Genomic DNA, 21,819 nt, shown 5'->3' on the forward strand with positions numbered 1-21,819 from the left:
ACGGTCACCCGCTGGTGTGGGTCGGGGGTCGCCCCAGTCGATCACATCGGGGTCGCGGCTCCACCGAGGCGCCGCCACTTCTCCCGTACCACCACGCGGGTCAGTCGCCACCCCTGCGCCGTCCGCAGCAACGCGAAGGAGCAGCGGCCACCGGAGACGACCTCCGGCCCCGTGACGCCCCGCCCCCCGGGGACCAGTGGGCTGACGTAGTCGGCGTCCGCCTCGGCCGTGTCGCCGACGTCGCGTGCCCACTCGCCCAAGCGCACACGACGGTTGACGACGAGGTGCTGCCGGACCGGGAACGGGCCCAAGGCCTCGGCCAACCAGTCGGCCACCGCCGCCGCGTCACCCTCGACGCCTCCCGCCGACCGATAGTCGGCGCGACCGCCCGGCGCGAACAGGGCCAGGTAGCCCGCCCAGTCCCCGTCGTCCACGGCGACCGCGTAGTCGGTGACCAGCCGGTCCACCGCCATGCGGTCCCTGGTGTCGGCGAGATCGATGCGCTGCGTCATCACCCCAGTGTTGGCCAGGGCAGGGGCCGGGCCAAGAGGTCCGGCGGCATTCGCCGGCCCGGCGTCGCCCACATGGCGCAGACCGGGCCGCCGAAGACCCCGCCGGAATCGGCGTGGGCCTGGTGCTCGATCGGAGGGCCGCGCCGACGAGGAGCGGCCGATGTCTCCAAGTCGACCGCGACGGGCGACCGCCGCCGGGCATGGACAAGGTCGACTGCTCGCCAGGCATCACCGCCAGGGTGGGCGCTCCTCGGGGTCGGACTTGTCCGCGATCAGGCAGGCGGGTGCGGGCCCGTACTTCGGCGACTCCAGGGCCACAGCGGATCGTCCGGGTGATGCGCGGTGGGCCGCCACCAGGTCGAGGTTGACGTCGGCTGTCAATCCCCTGGTTTCGTAGAGACCTCTCCTATGCGGCCTGGCACCTCTGGTCGCTCTTCTTGCGTGCTTCGGTGATGCTCCGTTCGAACTCCTCCGGCGGCAGGCCGCCGGCCGCGCTGTGCCTGCGTCGTGGGTTGTGGAACCCGGTAATCCAGGTGGCGATCTTCAGGCGGGCCTCGGTGCGGGTGGCGAACCGGTGCCGGTGGATGTACTCGACCTTGATCAGCGACTTGAACGACTCCGCGGCGGCGTTGTCCAGCGCGGAGCCCACCCGCCCCATGGACTGCACCACGCCCAGGCGGTCACACAGGGTGTTGTACGCCTCTGACGTGTACTCGGCGGATTCAAGTGGTCGTCGCGCACTTCGGCGACCATGCGCACCGCACAACGGCGGAGCTCAAGCGGGCAACGGGAGGGTCGTGCCATGACTCAATCCTTACATGGAACCGAGCCTCCACTTCACCCGGGGCGGTTCATGAGAACCCAGTACTGCGGCTGCGTGACGTCGATCCTGGCCATGGCGTCACGCAGATGCCGGGTGCCGGCCGTCTGGGTCAGGCCGCACCAGTAGCCGACCGGCTGAGTAGCCAGCATGTCATCGGTGGCGGCCGGGTTCGCCGGTGCCTGGTCGGTGGTGGATCCGGCCAGTATTTCCATGATCGCGACGCTACATTCCTCCGGCGCGCCGGACCACGGGAATGCCGCATCTGCCGCAACTCGCCCCCGGGTGTACATCGGAGCCGTCGGCCGCCGTACTTTCCGTTCCGTTGCGGCCCGCGCCGTCATGCAGAAGCCCACCGCGACCTGTGCCGACGATGGCTCACCCCCGCAGCCGTCGGGTGCGTCACGAAACCGCATTGGAGTACTCGTGGGGAGTATCCCGTCTCCCAGGTGGGAGACGAGTGGGAGATGATCATGGCGTGGTGCTGCGATCAGGCGCTGGGAAATGCCAGATAGCGCTACCTGTGCGGGCCCGGTTTCAGCCGCCGGATTCGCCCGCGTGCGGGCTCAGCACACCCATGCTGACCAGGACGATGATGACGATTCCGAGGGCGACGCGGTAGTACACGAACGGCATGAAGCTCTTCGTCGAGATGAACTTCATGAACCACGCGATGACCGCGTAGCCGACGCCGAAGGCGACGAACGTCGCGAAGATGGTGGGTCCCCAGGAGACATGATCGTCGTCCATGGCGTCCTTGAGTTCGAAGAGCCCGGAGGCGAGCACCGCGGGGATGGCCAGGAGGAAGGAGTAGCGTGCCGCCGCCTCCCGTCGATACCCCATGAAGAGGCCGCCGCTGATCGTCGCCCCCGACCTCGACACCCCGGGGATCAGGGCCGCCGCCTGGCACAGCCCGTAGATCAGTCCGTCCTTGACGCCGAGGTCCGTCAGTTCCTTGCGTGGCCTGGCCGCCCGGTGCCGCCCGCCACTCTCGTCGCGTGCGGCCATCCGGTCGGCGACACCGATGACGATGCCGACGACCACCAGCATCGTCGCGGTGATCCGCAGGTCGCGGAAGGGGCCTTCGATCTGGTCCTTCAGCGTCACTCCGAGCACGCCGATCGGGATCGAACCGATGATCACCAGCCATCCCATGCGCGCGTCGGGGTCGCGGCGCATCCCCTTGTCGGTCAGCGACCGGGTCCACGCCGCGAGGATCCGGCCGATGTCCTTGCGGAAGTAGATGAGCACGGCCGCCTCGGTGCCGATCTGGGTGATCGCCGTGAAGGCGGCGCCGGGGTCCTGCCAGCCCGAGAACGCAGCGGTCAGCCGCAGGTGCGCGCTCGACGACACGGGCAGGAATTCGGTCAACCCCTGGACGAGTCCGAGGATGAGGGATTCAAACCAAGACATGAAGAACGGAGTCCAAGTGCCGATCGTGAAACGGTCGATGGACACACTCCGGACGCCGCGAGCGGGAAATCGGGTGCGAGCGTGTCGGGGGCAGCGTAGCGCCCTCGGGTGACGGGTCGCGCACAGGGGCGGGAGCGTGCTCGGCGAGGGGAGAGATCCCGGAGGCGCCGAAGCCGGGACGCGCGCCGGCGGGGGGGCGAGGCGGGGCGGCGGTGCGCGGCCGGGGTTCGCGGGGCCGTGCCCCGGTCCCGCCGCGCTCGGGTGCCTGGTCGGCGGTGCCCGATCCCGGTGGCGGGCGCGATCCCCGAACGGTGTGGACGGGCGATGTGTCAGCTCTTCCGGAGCCGGTGCCGCTTGCTCCAGGCCACGAGGGCGCCCGCGAGCCCCGGCACGGCGACGCAGGCGAGCGCGATCAGGAAAGTGGGCGACGCGGGGGCGGTCGCGCCGGCGCCCGCGACGGCGTACGCCGCGGTGTTGGGGATCGATCCGACGCCCGTGGCCAGCAGGAAGGGCGTCAGACCCATCCGGGACACCGAAGCGCAGTAGTTGGTGACGGCGAACGGCACGCCGGGGAACAGCCGAGCGGCCAGGACGGAGCGGAAACCGTGTCGGCTGAGCTGCCCGTCGGCGGCCCGCAGCCACCGGCCGCGCAGCAGGGAGCGCAGGGCGTCCTGCCCGAGGGCGCGTCCGATGCAGAAGGCGATCCCCGCGCCCAGCACGGTTCCCACCAGGGCGGCGGCCAGGCCGAGCCCACCCCCGAGGAGGGCGCCCGCGCCCAGGTTGAGCAGCGGGCGTGGGACGAACGCGACGGTGAGAACCCCGTACGCCGCCGCGTAGGCGAGGGCCGCGGCGGCGCCACCCTGAAACGAGGGTGGGCCGACCGTGAGCAGCCGCTCCGGACCGACGGACACGGCCGCGAAGGCGGCCGAGGCGAGCAGGACGAGGAGGACGGCCAACCGCGGCCACGGGGCCCGAGGCACGGCGACGTCCGCCGTGTGGCGGGTGTCCGAGCCGGCGTCGGTGCCGGCGGTGGCTCCGTTCCCCCCGGCCCCGGGGCCTGTTCCCCCGACGTGGCGGAACGGGCCCGGGGTGTCCGGGCAGAGGGCGGGGGCGGTCCGTGTGACGATCGGGCCGGCGATCGCTCGGGGCACGGTGGTGGGGTCGAGCATCCGGCGACAGTAGCCCAGGGGTCGGGCGGCGGGCCCTGTGGCGCTTGTCATGGCTCTCCTGGTGAGCACTTCCTGCGGAGGGCGCGTGTTCGGGACCGGCCCCGCAGAAAAACCTGTCGACGACCTCAAGCCGGGTCGGCACCATGGACGTCATGTTCCGGCACGCCTTCCTCCTCGACGCGTCCGCCCTCGCGGCGGACGCCCGGAAGGCTGCCGTGATCGCTTCCGCGGCCTCCGGCGGCGCCCGAAGCTGACCCTCCCCGGATCGTCCGGCGGACCCCGCAGGGGGAGGGTCGGCCAGTCACCGGGGGTCCCGCTTCCCACCCAGCTTCGAGGGATCGCATCGCCATGTCCAAGACGGCGTACGTCCGCACCAAACCACACCTCAACATCGGCACGATGGGCCACGTGGACCACGGCAAGACCACGCTCACCGCCGCGATCACCAAGGTGCTCGCCGACCGCGGCGCCGGAACGTTCGTGCCGTTCGACAGGATGGACCGCGCGCCCGAGGAGGCCGCGCGCGGCATCACGATCAACCTCGCCCACGTCGAGTACGAGACGGACACCCGGCACTACGCCCACGTGGACATGCCGGGCCACGCCGACTACGTCAAGAACATGGTCACCGGCGCCGCCCAACTCGACGGCGCGATCCTGGTCGTGTCGGCGCTCGACGGGATCATGCCGCAGACCGCGGAGCACGTGCTCCTGGCGCGGCAGGTCGGTGTGGACCACATCGTGGTCGCGCTCAACAAGGCCGACGCGGCGGACGAGGAGCTGACCGACCTCGTGGAGATGGAGGTGCGTGAGCTGCTGGAGTCGCACGGCTACGGCGGCGAGACAACGGCCGTGGTGCGCGTCTCCGGGCTGGGCGCCCTGCGCGGGGAACCTCGGTGGACGGCGGCGATCGAGGCGCTCCTCGACGCGGTGGACACCTACGTGCCCATGCCCGAGCGCTACCTGGACGCCCCGTTCCTGCTGCCGGTGGAGAACGTGTTCACCGTCACCGGCCGGGGCACGGTGGTCAGCGGCGCGGTCGAGCGGGGGGCCGTCCGGCTCGGCGACCCCGTCGAGGTCGTCGACGCCGGGCTCCGCACGGTGGTCACCGGTCTGGAGACCTTCGGCAAGACGATGGCGGAGGCGCGGGCCGGAGACAACATCGCCCTGCTGCTGCGCGGCGTGCCGCGGGACGCCGTCCGACGCGGACACGTGGTCGCCGCGCCTGGTTCCACCACCGTGTCCCGGCGGTTCACCGCCCGGGGGTACGTGCTGACGGCCCGTGAGGGCGGTCGTTCCACGCCCGTCGTGACCGGCTACCGGCCGGAGTTCCACCTGCGTACCGCCGATGTCGTCGGCCGAGTCGACCTGGGTGACACCGGTGTGGCACGGCCCGGTGACAGCGTGGCCATGGCGGTGGAGCTCGGCCGTGCCACACCCCTGGAGCCCGGTCTGGGGTTCGCCGTCCGCGAGGGCGGCCGGACCGTCGCCTCGGGCACCGTGACCGCCGTGGGGTGAGGTCTCCCGCCCGGGGAGTGGGGCCTCGGCGCCGGAGTCGGCCGTTCCTGGTCGTCGAGGCCGCCCGACAGGGCGTCGGCGGCCCCACTTCGACGCCCGCGCCGCCCGGTCCCGGGCCGTGACCGGGGCCGGAGCGGCGCGGCCTCGGCCTCGCGGCACAATGGAGAGGTGACAGAGTCGACCGCCGTCAGCCGGACCGTCGATCGCGGGACCGCCCGGCTGTTGCCCGACGTGGACCGGGCGCGGGCCTGGCTGCTGACCGTCGACGGAGCCCCGCAGTCCTACGTCGACCTGGACGCTCCGGAGCATCTGGAGTTCGAGTACACCCGGCGGCTCGGGCATGTCCTGGACGTGGTCGCGCCCCCCGGGCTGCCCCTGGACGCACTCCACCTCGGCGGTGGGGCCCTGACCCTGCCCCGATACCTGGCGGCCACCCGGCCGGGTTCGCGACAGGACGTGGTGGAGGTGGACAGGCGTCTGTGGGAGCTGGTCGCGGAGCGGCTGCCCTTGCCGGACGCCTGTGGCGTCGCCCTGCACGTGGCGAACGCCCGCGCCTGGCTGGCCGACGCGCCGGAGAAGTCGGCCGACGTGTTGGTCGCCGACGTCTTCGGCGGCGCCCGGGTACCGGCCGAGGTCGCCTCGCTGGGGTACGCCCGCGAGGCCGAGCGTGTGCTGCGAGGCGACGGCGTCTACCTGGCCAACCTCGCGGACGCCACGCCTTTCGCGTTCGTCCGTTCCCAACTGGCCACCTTCCGAACGGTATTCGAGGAGGTACTGGTCATCGCCGAGCCCGGCGTGCTGCGCGGTCGCCGGTTCGGCAACCTGGTGCTCGTGGCGGCCCACCGGCCCGTCGACACGGTGGGCCTGTCCCGAAGGATCGCCGCCGACGCCTTCCCGGCCAGGGTGGTGCGCGGCGACGCGTTGCGGGACCTCGTCGGGGGTGCGGCCCCCGTTCGAGACGAGGACGCGGTCCCTTCGCCGGAGCCGCCGGAGGGGGCGTTCCGCCTCGGTTGAGGGCGGGTCGATCGCGGCCGTGCTCCTCCGCGCCACCGCTCGGCGACCGGGCTCGCGGCGGGGGCACCGCCGTGGTGGGCGCCCGGTGAGGGACGAGGTCGGAGAGGGCTGGCCGGCGTTACTACCCGTCGGTAATATGTCGTGCATGACAGTCGACAGCTCCTCGATGGGCGAAATGCTGGCCACAGCGGTCCCGATGGTGCGCACCCTGAACCTGGAGTTCGTCGAGGTGACCCCGGAGCGGGCCGTGCTCCGACTCGCGGACCAGCCCGCTTACCACAACCACCTCGGCGGCCCCCACGCCGGCGCCATGTTCACGTTGGCCGAGTCCGCCAGCGGGGCCATCGTCCTCACCGCCTTCGGCGAGCAACTCTCGCGCGCGGTCCCGCTCGCGGTGCGGGCCGAGATCGACTACAAGAAGGTCGCCATGGGGCCGGTGACGGCCACGGCGACGCTCGGACGCCCGGCCGGGGAGGTCGTCGCCGAGCTCGACGAGGGCAGGCGCCCGGAGTTCCCGGTGAGCATCGCGATCACCCGGGAGGACGGTGCCGTGTCGGGCGAGATGACCGTGATCTGGACCCTGCGCCCCAACTCCTGACCGATCGGGACGAGGCCTGCCCCGCCAGGCCGGGGCCCGGGCCCCGTGGGGTGAAGATCACAGCCTTCTCCTCGCCCGGCCGAGAGGCGCGCTGAGTACCGTGAGCGGGTGCGGATGCCCAAGAACACGTTCTCGTCCTGGTGGCGCGGCCTCGGGCAGCGCGCCGTCCACGCGAGCTGGGCCTGGGTGCAGCGCACCGGCTCGGTCACGGCCGAACACCCCGGGCGCCTCCGCTTCCGCTCGCTCGGTCCGGGCACCCGGCTGGCCTTCCCCCTCGGCACCGTCTTCGGCGAGCCGTGGATCGAGCTGGGCGCGCATTGCGTCATCGGCGAACAGGTCACGCTGACCGCCGGCCTCATGCCCGACCTCGACCTCGGCCCCGAGCCGATCCTGCGCATCGGCGACGGCGTGGTGCTCGGCCGCGGCAGCCACGTGATCGCCGATACCACCGTCACCGTGGGAAGCGACTGCTACTTCGGCCCCTACGTCTACGTGACCTCCACCAACCACTCCTACGACGACCCGCATCAACCCATCGGCAAACAGTGGCCCCGGATGAGGCCGGTGGAGATCGGCCCCGGTTGCTGGGTCGGTACCGGCGCCACGATCCTGCCCGGCGCCCGGATCGGACGGAACGTGGTGGTGGCGGCGGGAGCCGTCGTCCGGGGCGAGGTACCCGACCACGCGGTCGTGGCGGGCGCGCCCGCCCGAGTCGTGCGCCGATGGAACCCGGAAACCGGCTGGCAGCCCCCGCTGCGCACGCCGGCACCCGTCCCCATACCCGCCGGCATGACGCCGGAGCAGCTTTGCTCCCTGGCGGCCCCGGCTCCCTCCGCGTCCGACCCGACCCCGCTCGACGCCGACGCCTGAACCCCCGGACCGAGGCCGTACGACGTGACGCGGTGTCGGAGGTCCGCGCCTTGCGACAGGACCCGACCGGCGGGCCCCGGTCCGCCGCCGTGCCCCGGCACCGCGGGGCTCCCTCCCTCGAGGTGCCGGGGCACGGCCGGGCACCCGGTCGGCCATCCCGCCCGGAGACTCGCGGGATGGCGCCGACCGACCGCGACTGTCCCGGTCTCGGCGCCCCGCAGTAGAGTGCCGAGGACGACCGACGTCCCAGGGGCGGTCCCCGGTCGTGGACCATCTCGGCGACAACTGGACGGAACGTGGCGGACCTCGACCTGCTGGCCCAGTCCCTGGCACGCAACGTCAAGCGCTGGCGGGCCGACCGGGGCTTCACCCTGGAGACGCTCGCCGCGCGCGCCGGGGTCAGCAGGGGCATGCTCATCCAGATCGAGCAGGCCCGCACCAACCCCAGCATCGGCACCGTGGTGAAGATCGGCGACGCGTTGGGCATCAGCGTCACCACCCTGCTGGACTACGGGCAGGGGCCGACCGTCCGGGTCGTCCCCGCCGAGCGTGCCGTACGGCTCTGGCAGACCGATGCCGGGAGCCACAGCCGACTGCTCGCCGGAGCGGAGGCGCCCGGCCCGCTGGAGCTGTGGGACTGGCGCCTCGTGCCGGGCGAGAGCAGCGCCTCGGACCCGCATCCCGCGGGCACGGTCGAGTTGGTGCACGTCACCGTGGGGGAGCTGACCCTCACTGTGGACGGGTCGGCCCACCGCGTACCGGCGGGCGCGAGCGCCACCTTCGCGGCCGACACGGACCACGCCTACGGCAACGAGGGCGACGTCCCGGTGGAGTGGGTCATGGCCGTGTCGGTTCCACCCGTCCGCTGAGCGACCCCGGCGCGGGGCATGAACTCCGGCCACCGCACTCCGGCTCGCGGAACATCGGCAAGACGCGCACCGAGTGCCCATCCGGCCGGGCCCGACGTCCTCCACACGACCGGAACCGAGCGGCCTCGCCCTCTTGGTCTCGGACACCCGAGGACGCGACCCACCGCGGCCACGACCTCATGCGGCCCGGGAACGTCCGGCAGGACCTCTCGTCCGCGTCGAGGGCCGAGCCCCGGCCCGGGGCGCGGTCGGTGACCCGCCGGGTCACCGACTCAGGGCGCCGAGTTCGACGGCCGCGCACCGGTCCATCACCATCTCCAGCCCGGCGGCGCGGGTCCGTGCGAAGGCGGCCTCGTCGACGACGCCCAACTGGAACCAGACCGCACGGGCGCCCTTGGCGACGGCCTCGTCCGCAACACTCCCCGCCAGCGAACTGTTGACGAAGACATCGACGACGTCGACGTCGAAGGGGATGTCCGCCAGCGAGGCGTAGCCCGGTTCACCGTGCACCGCCTCCGCCCGGGGGTGCACCGGTACGACCCGCTTGCCGTGCCGTCGCAGCACGCCGGCCACGCCGTACGCGGCGCGCCGACGGTTGCCGGACAGACCCACCACCGCCCAGGTGTCGCCCAGCTCTGTGAGGATCCTGCGGACACTCGTGTCGTCGCCGTACACCGGCACCCTCCTTCGTCTGCCGTCGTCCGTACAACGGCGAGGGTGCCTCGGGAGTTCCCGTCTCCGGAGTGCCGGGGACGCCGCCGGGGGCTTCCCTCGACTCGGGGAACCCGCGGCCGGGGTCCGGGTTTCGGTCGAGACCATGGGGAAGCGTCGCGGGGCGGGCGGGAGGCTAGGGTGTTCGGATGGACGAGTACCGCACGCTCGCGCGCGCGGGCGTGCACGAGATCGAGGTCAACCGGTCGCGCTTCCGCTGCGCGCTCGCACCCGCCGCCGACGAACAGGCGGCCCGGGATTTCGTGGCGCGGGTCGGCAGGGAGCACGCGGACGCCTCCCACAACTGCTGGGCCTACGTCGTGGGCGCGGACGCGGCCGTTCAGCGCTCCGGCGACGACGGAGAGCCGGGGGGCACCGCCGGCCTCCCGATGCTCCAGATGCTGCTGCGGCGGGACATGCGCTACGTCGTGGCGGTGGTCACCCGGCACTTCGGTGGAGTCAAGCTCGGCGCGGGAGGGCTGATACGGGCCTACGGTGGCGTGGTCGGTGAGGCCCTCGACGCGGTGGGCACCCTCACCCGGCGCCGGTTCCGACTGGTCGCCGTCGTGGTGGACCACCGGCGGGCGGGCAGGCTCCAAAACGACCTGCGGGCCGCCGGCCGGGTCGTCAGGGACGTGCGCTACGGGGAGTTCGTCACCCTGGAGCTCGGGTTGCCCGACGCCGAGCTGGAGGCGTTCGGGTCCTGGCTCGCCGACGCCACCGCCGGCACGGCGACGCTCGCCGTGGGCGGCGAGGTGTTCGCCGACGCCCCGTGAGCCACGCGCGAGAGCGGGGGGCCGCCTCTCCCCGAGAGGGGAACCGAAGGGGAGGACGATGGTCGGAACCGGCGGCTAGTCTCGGGGGACCATGAGAATGCTGCACACGTCCGACTGGCATCTGGGCCGGTCCTTCCACCGGGTGAACATGCTCGACGCCCAGGCCGCGTTCGTCGACCACCTGGTCGAGACGGTGCGGGAGCACGACGTCGACGTCGTGCTCGTCGCGGGCGACGTGTACGACCGGGCCGTCCCCCCGCTCGCGGCCGTCGAGCTCTTCGACGACACCCTCCACCGGCTGGCCGCCCTGGGCGTCCCCACGGTGATGATCTCCGGCAACCACGACTCCGCGCGCCGCCTGGGAGTGGGTGCCGGGCTGATCGGGCGGGCCGGGATCCACCTGAGGACCGCCCCCGCGGACATCGGCGCTCCGGTACTCCTGGGCGACACCCACGGCGACGTCGCGCTGTACGGGCTGCCCTACCTGGAGCCGGGGCTGGTGGCGGCCGAGTTCGGGGTCGACCGAATCGGCCACGAGGCCGTGCTCGCCGCCGCCATGGACCGGGTCCGCGCCGACCTGGCCACGCGGCCCGCGGGCACTCGCTCGGTCGTCCTGGCCCACGCCTTCGTCACCGGCGGCGCGCCGAGCGACAGCGAACGCGACATCACCGTCGGAGGCGTCGCCGCCGTTCCCCTGGGCGTCTTCGAAGGGGTCGACTACGTCGCGCTGGGCCATCTGCACGGCTGCCAGACCCTCACCGACCGGATCCGGTACTCGGGGTCGCCGCTGCCGTACTCCTTCTCCGAGGCGGACCACCGCAAGAGCGTGTGGCTGGTCGACCTGGCCGCCGACGGAGCGGTCCGCGCCGAGCGCGTCGACTGTCCGGTGCCACGGCCCTCGGCGCGGCTGCGCGGCCACCTGGAGTGGCTGCTCTCCGCCCCCGAACTGGCCCGTCACGAGGACTCCTGGGTGGAGGCCACCCTCACCGACCCGCTCCGCCCGGACGAGGCGATGACCCGGCTCACGGCGCGCTTCCCGCACATCCTGAACCTCGTCTTCGCCCCCGAGCGCCCCGACGAGGAGCCCACCGTCTCCTACGCCCGCCGACTGGCCGGTCGCGGTGACCGACAGATCGCGGAGGACTTCGTGGCGCACGTCCGAGGCGTGGCAGCCGACCCGGAAGAACGTGCCGTCCTGGGCGAGGCGTTCGACGCCGTTCGGGCCGACCGCGTCCGACGGGAGGTGGCCGGGTGACCGCCCGCTTCCCCGCCTCGCACGACGGACGCGAGGGGCCCCGATGAGGCTGCACCGTCTGGAGATCACGGCGTTCGGCCCCTTCGGCGGTCACCAGACGGTCGATTTCGACAGCCTCTCCGCCGCGGGCCTGTTCCTCCTCCACGGACCCACGGGCGCGGGCAAGACGTCCGTCCTGGACGCGGTCTGCCACGCCCTGTACGGATCGCCGCCAGGCGCTCGTCAGGGCCACCAGGCGGCGCACCTGCGCAGCGACCACGCCGCTCCCGGGGTGCGCACCGAGGTGCGCCTGGAGCTGACCGTCGCCGGGCGCCGGCTGGAGATCACCCGCCGACCGCCTTGGGAACGCCGCAAGACGCGGGGTTCGGGAACCACCGTGGACAAGGCGCAGACCTGGCTGCGCGAGTACGACGCCGAGGCGGGGAGGTGGCGGGACCTCAGCCGCTCCCACCAGGAGGTGGGGGAGGAGGTCGTCTCCCTGCTCGGGATGAGTCGCGACCAGTTCTGCCAGGTGGTGCTCCTGCCGCAGGGTGACTTCGCGCGTTTCCTCCGGTCGGACGCCGAGGCGCGCGGGAAGCTGTTGGGGCGTCTGTTCGACACCGGTCGCTTCGCCGACGTCGAGAGACATCTGGTCGATCTCCGACGCGCCGCGGAGGGGCGGGTGACGGAGGGTGACACCGCCCTGATCGCCGACGCGCACCGCATGCGGCAGGCGGCCGGCGGGGCGATGTGGCTGCCCGAACTCTCCCCTGGCGATCCCGGACTCGCCGAGGAGATTCTCGCCGCGGCGGCGATCGCCCGCACCACCCTGCGTGAGCGACTGGCCGTCGCCCGCAGTCGCCTCCGGATCGCCGAGGCAGCCGAGGCCTCCGCCGAGCGTGAACTGGCCCTGGTCCGCGAGCGACACCGTCTCCAGGGGGAGTACGCCCACGCCCGCGAGCGCGCCGAGAAGCTGGCGGAGCGAGCCGAGGCGTACCACGAGGACCAGCGGCGGCTGGAACGCGCGCACCAGGCGGGAACGGTGCGGCCCGCCCTCGCGCTGAGGGCGACGGCCGAGGCCGAGCACCGGCGCGCCGCCGCCGCCGAGGCCGACGCGCGTACCCGGCTGCCGGCGCGGTACGCCGAGGCCGACGCGGCCTCCCTGGCCGCCGCGGCCCGCCGGACGGCCGAGGAACTCGGCGCCCTGGACGCGGCGCGCCGCGCCGAGGATCGGCTGGCCGAATTGCTCGTCGAACGAGCCGACCTGGACCGTGCCGAGGACGCCGATCACGCTCTGCTGACCGAGACTCGGGATCGACTGGCCGGGTGGAGCAAGCGCCACGAGTCCCTCCTCCGGCGCGTCGACACCGCGCGGGAGGCGGCAGACCGGGTCGATCGGCTCGCCGACCGGTCCGAGGACACGCTGATCCGGCTCACCGCCGCCGTCCGGCGGGACGAACTCGCCGTCGAGTGCGAGGCGCTGGCTCGGGCGGCCCTCGACTCCGCCGAGCGGGCGTCCGAGGCGAAGCGACACTGGCTCGACCTCAAGGAGCGTCGCCTGGAGGGCATCGCCGCCGAGCTGGCCGCCACTCTCGCTCCCGGGTGTCCCTGCCCCGTCTGCGGTGCCGCGGAACACCCCGCTCCCGCCCCGAGAGGAACCGGTCACGTCGATCGCGCCGGCGAGGAGGCCGCCCTCTCCGCCCACCAGGCCGCCGAGGATCGGCACGTCGCGGACCGGCGGCGGCTCGCGCTCCTCCGGGAGGAACTCGCCTCGGCGTCCGCCACGGCCGGGGACGCCCCCCGCGAACGTCTCGCGGCGGAAGCCGAGGAACTGCGTGCGCTGCTCGCGCGAACTCGCGACGAGGCCGCCGACCTGCCCTCGGCGCGCGAGGAGACCCTCCGTTCGGAACGACGACGCGAGCAGCACGAGGCCGGCCTTCGGGAGGTGGCCCTGCGGTCCGCCTCGCGTTCCGCGCGGCGTGAACGCCTGGAGCAGGAGCGGGCCGTACTGGAGGAGGAGCTGGCGCGCGCAAGGGGCGAAGCGGAGAGCGTGTCCGCGCGCGCGAGCCGACTGGAGACGTCGGTCGGGTGGCTCTCCGAGGCGGCGGAGAGCACGCGTGTCGCCGAGGAGGCCGCCGAACGCCTCAAGGACGCCGACGCCGGGCTCGCCGACGCGGCGTACCGGGCCGGTTTCGACACCCCGGGCGACGTGGTCGGCGCGCTGCTCGACGACGCGGACCGGCGGGTCCTGCGCGATCGGTCGGAGGAGTGGCGTCGAGAGGAAGCCGCGGTGCGACTCGTGCTCACGGACGAGGCCACGGCACTGGCCGCGAGCCACCCACCCGTCGACCCGGCCGAGGCCGAGCTCGGCGCGGCGCGGGCGCGCCGGCGCGCCCGCGAGGCGGCCTCCGCCCACGATGCCGCGGACCGGTGCCGGGCCGAGCTGGACACCCTGTCCGCCCGCGCCTCGGAGGCGGTGCGCGCCCTGGCGCCGCTGCGCCGGGAACACGACCGGGTGGCGCGAGTCGCCTCCCTTGTGGCGGGTACCTCGGCGGACAACGTCCGCAGGATGCGGCTGGAGACGTACGTCCTCGCCGCCCGACTGGAACAGGTCGCCGCCGCCGCCGGTGCGCGCCTGCTGCGGATGTCGGCGGGGCGCTACACGCTCGTCCACTCCGACGATCGCACCGGTCGTGGCCGCAGCGGTCTCGGCCTGCGCGTCGTCGACGCCTGGACGGGGCGGGAGCGGGACACCTCGACCCTCTCCGGAGGCGAGACGTTCTTCGCCTCGCTGTCCCTGGCCCTCGGGCTGGCCGATGTGGTCACCGACGAGGCGGGTGGCGTCCGTCTGGACACCCTCTTCATCGACGAGGGCTTCGGCAGCCTCGACGAGGAGACCCTCGACGAGGTCCTCGACGTCCTGGACTCCCTGCGGGAGCGGGACCGCAGCGTCGGTATCGTCAGCCACGTGCCCGACCTGCGGCGGCGCGTCCACGCGCGACTGGAGGTCGTCAAGGGACGCTCCGGCTCGGAGCTTCGCCGCCGCGGCCCGGGTCGTTGAGCCAAGGCCCGCCCCGGACCTCTCCCGGCCGTTGCTCCGTCCTTCGCCCGGCGGGGTGGAGCGAACCTCAAGCCGTCAAAGAGCCGCCAGTTCGTCGACCAGGTCGTCGAGGCCGAGCGAACCCTGCGACAGGGCGGCCATGTGCCAGGCCTTGAGGTCGAAGGCGGCGCCGTGCCGGGCGCTCGCCTTCTCCCGGCCCGCCAGCCAGGCCCGCTCGCCCAACTTGTAGCCGATCGCCTGACCCGGGATCGACAGGTAGCGCGTCAGTTCACTCTCCACGTAGTCGGGCGGCCGGCTGCTGTGCGCGCCGAAGAACTCCTCGGCCAGCGCCGGCGTCCATCGCTCACCGGGATGGAAGGGGGAGTCGGATGGGATCCTCAGCTCCAGATGCATGCCGATGTCGACGATGACCCGGGTCGCCCGCATCATCTGCGCGTCCAGGTACCCCAGCCGCTCCTCGGGGTCGGTGAGGAAGCCGAGTTCGTCCATCAACCGTTCCGCGTACAGCGCCCATCCCTCGGCGTTGGCGCTGACCAATCCGACGGTGGCCTGGTAGCGCGACAGGTCACCCGCCACGTGCACCCACTGCGCCAACTGGAGATGATGCCCGGGCACGCCCTCGTGGTACCAGGTCGAGACGAGGTCGTAGACCGGGAAGCGACGCTGCCCCATCGTCGGCAGCCAGGTGCGTCCCGGGCGTCCGAAGTCCTCCGAGGGCGGTGTGTAGTACGGTGCCGCCGCGCTGCCGGCCGGCGCGATCCGCGACTCCACCCGGCGGACCCGGTCCGCGAGCTCGAAATGCGTGCCGTCGAGTCGTTCGATGGCCTGTTCCATCAGGCTCTGGAGCCATTCCCGAGCTTCCTCGACGCCCTCGATGTGCCGGCCGTGCTCGTCGAGGTGCGCCAGCGCCGTCCAGGGGGACCGCGCTCCGGGGAGGACCTTGCGCGCCTCCTCTCGCATCTCGCCCATCAGACGGTGGTACTCGGCCCAGCCGTAGGCGTACGCCTCGTCCAGATCCAGGTCGGTGCCGTTGTAGTAGCGCGCCCAGCGTCCGTAGCGCTCCCGGCCCACCGCGTCCGGCTCACCCTCGACGGTCGGGGCGTACTCCTCGCGCAGCCACGTGCGCAGATCCGCCAGCGCCCCGGTCGCGGTCTTCGCCGCCGCGTCCAACTCGCCCCGCATGTCGTCCGGGCCGGGGGTGACGAACTCCTCGAACCAGCCTCGCCCACCGCCTACGTCGGTCCATTCCCCGAGCTGCCCGATCAGCGCGGCGGTGGGGCGCGGTGCGGCGAGCGCGCCGCGTTCCAGGCCCAGTGCCAGGGACTGCCGGTACCCGGCCAGCGCGGCGGGAACGCCCCGCAGCCGTTCGGCGACCCGCGCCCAGTCGTCGTCGGTCTCCGTGGGGGTCAGTGCGAAGACCTCCCGCACGGCGTGCGCGGGCGTCTCCATGTTGCCCGTCGACCGGAGGGCCTCGCCCGCATCGTGCACGGCCAACTCCGCGGTGAGTCGCTCGCGCAGCAGACGGGCACACCGCCGCTCCACGTCGCGATCCCCGCCGGGCCGGCTCTCGGCCGCCCCCAGAGAGGCGAGTGTGGAGCGGGCCAACGCCGCGAGTGCCTCCCGGCCTTCGGGCGAGTAGTCCGGGAGCCGCGCCGAGCTCTCGGGTACTCCCAGATACGTGCCGGTCACCGGGTCGAGGGCGACCAGTTCGTCGAGGTGGGCGTCGGCCACGTCGCGGGGCAGCGGGTGCTTCTCGTGCGTCATGGTTCTCCGTGGTGTCGAGAGGCCGGCGGCTTGTGCGCCACCGGGAGGGGGAGGGTCGGCGGCCATGGTCCTACAGGGGGAGGCGTGCTGTCCGCCCGACCGCCTGGGCTCGGTGCCGTGCGTGACCGATTCCGTTCAGCGGGTGGCGGACGGGGGCAGCAGCGGTCCGCACTCCCACTGTTGGAAGATCAACCGGGTCTCGACCCGGGCCACCTCGCGGCGCGCCGTGAACTCGTCCAGGACGAGACGCTGCAGATCCGCCGCGTCGGCCACCGCGACGTGGACCAGGTAGTCGTCAGGGCCTGTCAGGTGGAAGACCGTCCGGGACTCCGGCAGTGCGCGAATCCGGTCGACGAACGGACCCACCAATTCCCGGCGGTGCGGACGGACCTGGACCGACAGCAGAGCCTGCAAACCTCGGCCGATCCGGGCCGGGTCCACCTCCAGCCGATGGCCCAGGACGACCCCTGCCCGGCGCAACCGGTTGACCCGGTCGAGGCAGGTGGAGGGGGCGACGCCGAGCTGGGCGGCCAGATCGCGGTACGTGGTCCGCGCGTCGTTCTGCAACCTCCGCAACAGATCGAGATCGACCGTGTCCAGTTCGACGGAATCGCTCATTCGTCGAACGTAACACGGAAAGTAAGCATGACTGATCGAATTCTGTTCACCCTACGCGCATGGACACTGCGCGCGCTCACCCTCCCCACCTCGATTCCACCGCGCCGGCGGGGGGCCGCACCCGGGCCCTGGCCACCGAGGCGGTGCACGCCGGACGAGACGACCTGGCCGCCCAGGGTCTGCACGCCCCGCCGATCGACCTCTCCACGACCTACCCCTCCCACGACAGTCGCGGCGAGGCCGAGCGCATCGACTCCTTCGCGACCACCGGTGCCGAGCCGGAGGGCCCGCCCGTCTACGGAAGGCTGGGCAACCCCACCGTCGCCCGCTTCGAGACGGCCCTCGCCAAGCTGGAGGGCACCGAGTCCGCGGTGGCCTTCGCCAGCGGCATGGCCGCGCTGAGCGCCGTGCTGCTCGCACGCGCCTCCATGGGGCTGCGACACGTCGTCGCCGTCCGGCCGCTGTACGGTTGCAGTGATCACCTCCTCACGGCCGGACTGCTGGGTTCCGAGGTGACCTGGACCGACCCCGCGGGCATCGCCGCCTCGCTCCGCCCCGACACCGGCCTCGTCCTCGTCGAGTCGCCCGCCAACCCGACGCTGGCGGAGATCGACCTGGAGGGCGTCGCCGATTCCTGTGGATCCGTGCCGCTGCTGGTGGACAACACCTTCGCCACCCCGGTCCTCCAGCGGCCGGCCGAGCACGGCGCCCGAATGATCCTGCACAGTGCCACCAAGTACCTGGGCGGCCATGGTGACGTCCTCGCCGGTGTCGTGGCCTGCGACGAGGAGTTCGCCGGCCGGCTTCGACAGATCCGGTTCGCCACCGGTGGCGTCCTGCACCCGCTCGCCGGCTATCTGCTCCTGCGCGGTCTGTCGACCCTGCCGGTCCGGGTGCGCGCCGCCTCGGCCAACGCCGCCGAGCTCGCCGCGCGGCTCGCCGCCGACCCCCGCGTCGAACGGGTCCACTACCCCCGCATCGGAGGCGCCATGGTCGCCTTCGAGACCTACGGGGACCCGCACCGGGTGACGGCCGGAGTCCGGCTCGTCACGCCCGCGGTCAGCCTCGGCAGCGTCGACACCCTCATCCAGCACCCGGCCTCGATCAGCCACCGCATCGTGGACGCGGACGACCGCCGCGGCGCCGGCGTCGGCGAACGGCTGCTGCGGCTGTCCGTCGGGCTGGAGGACGTCGAGGACCTCTGGGCCGACCTGGACCGGGCGTTGGGGGAGCCCCAGGCGGCGATCCGGCTCCGGGAGGCGCTGTCGGCCGTCGAATGACGGGTGTCGCGGGGCAGTCAGCCTCTGACCACGGGACCCTCCGGCCGGTGCGGTGAACCGGCCGGAGCGGCGGCCTCCAGACGGGCGGTGACGACGAGGGTCCCGTCGTCGAAGCGGTAGTCGAGCGGCAGGCCAAGCCCGCGCATGCTCGCGATCATCCCGGTGTTGGAAGGCTGCGTCACGGCGTACACGCTCCCACACCCCGCGTCCGCCGCCATCGAGACCAACCGTGCCAGCAGCGCGCGTCCGACGCCGCGCCGCTGCCAGGCGTCCTCGACGAGCAGCGCGATCTCCGTGTCGTCGCCGTCCCACATCATGTGGCCCAATCCGACGATCCGGCCGGAGTCCGTCAGGACCGCGAGGGTCCGGCCGAAGTGCGGACCGAGCAGGTGACGCAGATAGCGATCCGCGTCGTGGACGGGGCCGTGGTAGCGGAGCCTGAGGGAGGCGCGCGAGCAGCGTCGGTGCATGTCCCCGGCCGCCCTCAGGTCGCCGATGCCCGCGCGTCGCACGGTCACGTCCCCGCCTTCGCACAGCGGGAGGTCCTCCTCCCGACCCGGTGGCGTCCGCGGCCCCAGTCGTGCGTCCAGGCCGACCAACGCGCGCGCCCGGGCGAACTCGGTCGGGGTGAAGGGCGGATCGGACCGCTCGACGCTGATCACCTCTCCCTCGGGCGAGGGCAGCAGCATCCGCGTCTCCTCCAACACCCCCTCCGGCGGCACCTCCTGGATTCCCCGGGAGGCCGCGGCCCCGAGTCTCCCGGTCGACCGGACCACGCATCGACCCAGCAACCCGCGGAGCGCGGAGGGGAGTTCCGCGGGGTCCAGCGCGGTGCGCGTCGCGAGTGCCAGGACCTGTGTGGGAGTGTCCACCAGTTCGCGTGCCTCGGCCGGTTCCGTTGCGACATCGCGACCCCCCGCCGCCGTCACCGCGTGGACCAGGGCCGTTGTGCACAACCCCCCGGGAGCGCGCAGCACGAACTCGTCCACCGTGCCGACTTCCAGTGGATGCGTCTGGAGGCTCAGCACGTCCACCCGCAGCGCCGCCAACGCCGCGCACAGCGTGGCCAGGGAACCGGGCTCGTCCCTGACGGTGGCGCGCAGTCGCCACAGGCGCGTCGGATCCGGCCCCACCTCCGGCGCTTCACCGGCCGGATCCGGCCGGTGAAGCGAGGGGGACGAGGTCGCGACGCCCGCGGTCCCCGCGAGGGGAGGGGAGGCGCTTCGGCGCGACCACCACGATCTGGGCGCCGTCGCGAGGGAGAGGACGACGCGCTGGTAGCGGCGGGCCACTTCGGATGCGTCTCGACTCATGAGTCGACGGTGGACGAACCCTGTTGCGTGATCACGAACGGTCGATGACCGACGGGTAAAAAGTCCATCTGGGTGCATTTGTTGAGCTTTCTCGCGTCGACGGTGCTCGACGGAGCCCCGGACCGTCCGACACCGCCACGAACGGGGGAAGCCGGTGCGCGCGGGTGGCCGGGGCTGACACGCCGCCAACTGTCGGTGCCACACGCTTTACTGACTTCGTGGACATCGCCCGACACCTGGCTCTCATCGACGCGCTGTGCTCCCGTCCCTTTCCGGCGGGGCCGGGCCCGACCCCGTTCGGCACCGGCGGCCCCGGTCGCCACGTGGCCGTGTTGGAGAGCAGCCACGGCCTGCGTGCCGGTGACGCGGCCCTCCGGCCGGCGGCGGTTCGGCGGTGCGAGGACGCCCGCGAAGCGGTTCGAGACCGATTGGACGCCCGCTGGGGCGAGGCGCCGCCCTGGAACCTGCAGACGGTGCTGTTGCGCACGGAAGGGGAGGAGATCCCCGAACCCTGGGCGGAGTTGAGTGCCCGCGCGCGGGTGGCCGGCCTGTGGGAGGCGGCCGGGACGGACCGCTGGGTCGCCGTCGCCGTGGCCGACCTGGACGAGGCCGACGAGGTCCAACTCCTCGCCGTGGTCACCACGACCGCGCCGCCGTGACCGGCGGCCGGGCCCGGCCGCCGGCGTCCGCGCGACGGTCCCCGAAACCGGGCCCGGGGACCGTGGCGACCGGGACGGAACCCGTACGCGGCGAGCCGACACGCGGGCCGCGAGGTCGCCCCCGCCGCCCGGTGCTCGTCAGAGAATCGCCCCCGGGGTGTATCCCGCGGCCTCGGGACGCCGCTCGACGATCTCCCCGACGCGCGCGGCCACGGCGCCCACCTGGTCCGCCGCGGCGCCGGTGAAGGACAGAGCGTCCGCCATCAGCGCGGCCAACCGCTCGCGGTCCAGGGGAATCCGCTCGTCGTCGGCGAGTCGGTCCAGCAACTCGTTGCGCTCGGTGCCCCGCTCCCGCATCGACAGAGCGGCGGCCACGGCGTTCTCCTTGATCGCCTCGTGCGCGGCCTCCCGTCCGACTCCGGCGCGCACCGCCGCCATCAGCACCTTGGTCGTGGCCAGGAAGGGCAGGTACCGGTCCAACTCGCGGGCGACGACGGCGGGGAAGGCCCCGAACTCGTCCAACACGGTCAGGAAGGTCTCCAAGAGCCCGTCCAAGGCGAAGAACGCGTCCGGAAGGGCGACGCGGCGTACCACCGAGCAGGACACGTCCCCCTCGTTCCACTGGTCGCCCGCCAACTCCCCGGTCATCGACGCGTAGCCGCGCAGGATCACCATCAGCCCGTTCACCCGCTCGCAGGACCGGGTGTTCATCTTGTGCGGCATCGCCGACGAGCCGACCTGTCCGGGCTTGAAGCCCTCGGTGACGAGATCGTGCCCGGCCATCAACCGGATCGTCTTCGCCAGCGAAGAGGGCGCCGCCGCCACCTGCACCAGCGCGGTCACCACCTCGTAGTCCAACGACCTCGGGTACACCTGCCCGACCGAGCCGAACGTTCGGGAGAAGCCCAGGTGGGAGGCGATCCGACCCTCCAACTCGGCGAGCCGGTCCCCGTCGCCCCCCAGCAGGTCCAGCATGTCCTGGGCGGTGCCGACCGGCCCCTTGATCCCTCGCAGGGGATAGCGCCCGATCAACTCCTCCAGGCGGCCGTAGGCGACCAGCAACTCGTCCGCCGCGGTCGCGAACCGCTTGCCCAGGGTCGTGGCCTGGGCCGCCACGTTGTGGGAGCGGCCCGCCATCGCCATCTCCGCGTACTCGCCGGACAACCGACCCAGCCGGGCCAGCACGGCCACCGTGCGGTCGCGCACCGCCTCCAGGGAGAGACGGATCTGCAGCTGTTCCACGTTCTCCGTCAGGTCCCGCGAGGTCATGCCCTTGTGGACGTGCTCGTACCCGGCGAGGTCGTTGAACTCCTCGATGCGCGCCTTCACGTCGTGGCGGGTGACCTTCTCCCGCTCGGCGATCGAGGCCAGGTCGACCTGGTCCAGCACACCCTCGTAGGCCGCGACGGCCGCGTCGGGGACCTCCACCCCCAGGTCCTTCTGGGCGCGCAGGACGGCCAGCCAGAGTCGCCGCTCCAGCCTCACCTTCTCCTCGGGGGACCAGAGGGCGGCGAGTTCGGCGGACGCGTACCGGCCGGCGAGGACGTTCGGGATGCGGGGCTTGGCGGGAGCGGAAGTCACGACACCGGATCCTACCGGGCCGGCCGGACCCGGCCTCCG

Annotated in this window: 20 protein-coding genes and 1 pseudogene; 10 read left to right on the top strand and 11 right to left on the bottom strand. The window is 73.0% G+C overall.

The genetic code is table 11. The features are described 5' to 3' along the window. Positions 1-41: 41 nt before the first annotated feature. From JEK78_RS20740 to JEK78_RS20765, 6 genes and pseudogenes are all read right to left on the bottom strand, one after another. On the bottom strand, positions 42-512 hold the full coding sequence (locus JEK78_RS20740; RefSeq protein WP_200261679.1) for a nuclear transport factor 2 family protein: 471 nt from the start codon (positions 510-512) through the stop codon (positions 42-44). 228 nt (positions 513-740) lie between these two features. Continuing rightward, positions 741-893, bottom strand: coding sequence for a hypothetical protein (locus tag JEK78_RS20745; protein WP_200261680.1), 153 nt, complete (start codon positions 891-893; stop codon positions 741-743). Positions 894-918: 25 nt separating this feature from the next. Continuing rightward, positions 919-1,182, bottom strand: coding sequence for an integrase core domain-containing protein (locus JEK78_RS20750; protein ID WP_200261681.1), 264 nt, complete (start codon positions 1,180-1,182; stop codon positions 919-921). A 176-nt stretch (positions 1,183-1,358) separates the two neighbouring features. Beyond that, positions 1,359-1,547: pseudogene (locus tag JEK78_RS20755) on the bottom strand (MarR family transcriptional regulator); the annotation flags it as partial. 322 nt (positions 1,548-1,869) lie between these two features. Further along, the gene (locus JEK78_RS20760; RefSeq protein WP_200261682.1) at positions 1,870-2,745 is read right to left on the bottom strand and encodes an undecaprenyl-diphosphate phosphatase; all 876 of its coding nucleotides are present in this window, start codon (positions 2,743-2,745) and stop codon (positions 1,870-1,872) included. A gap of 329 nt (positions 2,746-3,074) precedes the next feature. Then, entirely contained in the window at positions 3,075-3,965 is an 891-nt protein-coding gene (locus JEK78_RS20765) for a VTT domain-containing protein (RefSeq protein ID WP_347341193.1), read from the bottom strand. Positions 3,966-4,262: 297 nt separating this feature from the next. Here JEK78_RS20765 and tuf point away from each other — a divergent pair, with 297 nt between their 5' ends. From tuf to JEK78_RS20790, 5 genes are all read left to right on the top strand, one after another. Next, the gene (gene tuf, locus JEK78_RS20770; protein WP_200261683.1) at positions 4,263-5,432 is read left to right on the top strand and encodes an elongation factor Tu; all 1,170 of its coding nucleotides are present in this window, start codon (positions 4,263-4,265) and stop codon (positions 5,430-5,432) included. A gap of 168 nt (positions 5,433-5,600) precedes the next feature. Then, a complete protein-coding gene (locus JEK78_RS20775; protein ID WP_200261684.1) occupies positions 5,601-6,446 on the top strand; it encodes a fused MFS/spermidine synthase in 846 nt (281 codons plus the stop codon). A gap of 136 nt (positions 6,447-6,582) precedes the next feature. Then, positions 6,583-7,044 (top strand): DUF4442 domain-containing protein, encoded by a 462-nt coding sequence (locus tag JEK78_RS20780; protein ID WP_200261685.1) that lies wholly within the window; start codon positions 6,583-6,585, stop codon positions 7,042-7,044. A 114-nt stretch (positions 7,045-7,158) separates the two neighbouring features. Next, a complete protein-coding gene (locus tag JEK78_RS20785) occupies positions 7,159-7,914 on the top strand; it encodes an acyltransferase (protein WP_200264283.1) in 756 nt (251 codons plus the stop codon). 296 nt (positions 7,915-8,210) lie between these two features. After that, positions 8,211-8,783 carry an XRE family transcriptional regulator gene (locus tag JEK78_RS20790; protein WP_200261686.1) on the top strand — a complete coding sequence of 191 codons (573 nt, stop codon included), beginning with the start codon at positions 8,211-8,213 and terminating at the stop codon, positions 8,781-8,783. A gap of 264 nt (positions 8,784-9,047) precedes the next feature. Here the strand turns inward: JEK78_RS20790 and JEK78_RS20795 are convergent, their stop codons facing one another. Continuing rightward, positions 9,048-9,458 (bottom strand): CoA-binding protein, encoded by a 411-nt coding sequence (locus JEK78_RS20795; protein WP_200261687.1) that lies wholly within the window; start codon positions 9,456-9,458, stop codon positions 9,048-9,050. 185 nt (positions 9,459-9,643) lie between these two features. Here JEK78_RS20795 and JEK78_RS20800 point away from each other — a divergent pair, with 185 nt between their 5' ends. The 3 genes from JEK78_RS20800 (at position 9,644) to JEK78_RS20810 (ending at position 14,565) form a co-directional block, all read left to right on the top strand. Beyond that, positions 9,644-10,270, top strand: a complete 627-nt coding sequence (locus JEK78_RS20800) for a YigZ family protein (RefSeq protein WP_200261688.1) — start codon at positions 9,644-9,646, stop codon at positions 10,268-10,270. A gap of 91 nt (positions 10,271-10,361) precedes the next feature. Continuing rightward, on the top strand, positions 10,362-11,525 hold the full coding sequence (locus JEK78_RS20805; RefSeq protein ID WP_200261689.1) for an exonuclease SbcCD subunit D: 1,164 nt from the start codon (positions 10,362-10,364) through the stop codon (positions 11,523-11,525). 43 nt (positions 11,526-11,568) lie between these two features. Then, positions 11,569-14,565 carry an SMC family ATPase gene (locus JEK78_RS20810; RefSeq protein WP_200261690.1) on the top strand — a complete coding sequence of 999 codons (2,997 nt, stop codon included), beginning with the start codon at positions 11,569-11,571 and terminating at the stop codon, positions 14,563-14,565. Between the two features lie 75 nt (positions 14,566-14,640). On the opposite strand, the gene JEK78_RS20815 is transcribed toward JEK78_RS20810, so the two are convergent. Both JEK78_RS20815 and JEK78_RS20820 read right to left on the bottom strand, forming a co-directional pair. Further along, positions 14,641-16,329 carry a DUF885 domain-containing protein gene (locus tag JEK78_RS20815; RefSeq protein WP_200261691.1) on the bottom strand — a complete coding sequence of 563 codons (1,689 nt, stop codon included), beginning with the start codon at positions 16,327-16,329 and terminating at the stop codon, positions 14,641-14,643. A gap of 135 nt (positions 16,330-16,464) precedes the next feature. Beyond that, a complete protein-coding gene (locus JEK78_RS20820; protein WP_200261692.1) occupies positions 16,465-16,947 on the bottom strand; it encodes an Lrp/AsnC family transcriptional regulator in 483 nt (160 codons plus the stop codon). A 59-nt stretch (positions 16,948-17,006) separates the two neighbouring features. On the opposite strand from JEK78_RS20820, the gene JEK78_RS20825 reads away from it, so the two are divergent. Further along, a complete protein-coding gene (locus JEK78_RS20825; protein ID WP_200261693.1) occupies positions 17,007-18,227 on the top strand; it encodes a PLP-dependent transferase in 1,221 nt (406 codons plus the stop codon). Positions 18,228-18,244: 17 nt separating this feature from the next. Here JEK78_RS20825 and JEK78_RS20830 read toward each other — a convergent pair whose 3' ends face one another. Beyond that, positions 18,245-19,540 (bottom strand): GNAT family N-acetyltransferase, encoded by a 1,296-nt coding sequence (locus JEK78_RS20830; protein WP_200261694.1) that lies wholly within the window; start codon positions 19,538-19,540, stop codon positions 18,245-18,247. A 218-nt stretch (positions 19,541-19,758) separates the two neighbouring features. On the opposite strand from JEK78_RS20830, the gene JEK78_RS20835 reads away from it, so the two are divergent. Beyond that, a complete protein-coding gene (locus tag JEK78_RS20835) occupies positions 19,759-20,199 on the top strand; it encodes a hypothetical protein (protein ID WP_200261695.1) in 441 nt (146 codons plus the stop codon). A gap of 138 nt (positions 20,200-20,337) precedes the next feature. Here the strand turns inward: JEK78_RS20835 and purB are convergent, their stop codons facing one another. Continuing rightward, positions 20,338-21,780, bottom strand: a complete 1,443-nt coding sequence (gene purB / locus JEK78_RS20840; protein ID WP_200261696.1) for an adenylosuccinate lyase — start codon at positions 21,778-21,780, stop codon at positions 20,338-20,340. Positions 21,781-21,819 lie beyond the last annotated feature (39 nt).

It is taken from the genome of Streptomyces sp. HSG2 (assembly GCF_016598575.1).
GTDB lineage: Bacteria > Actinomycetota > Actinomycetes > Streptomycetales > Streptomycetaceae > Streptomyces.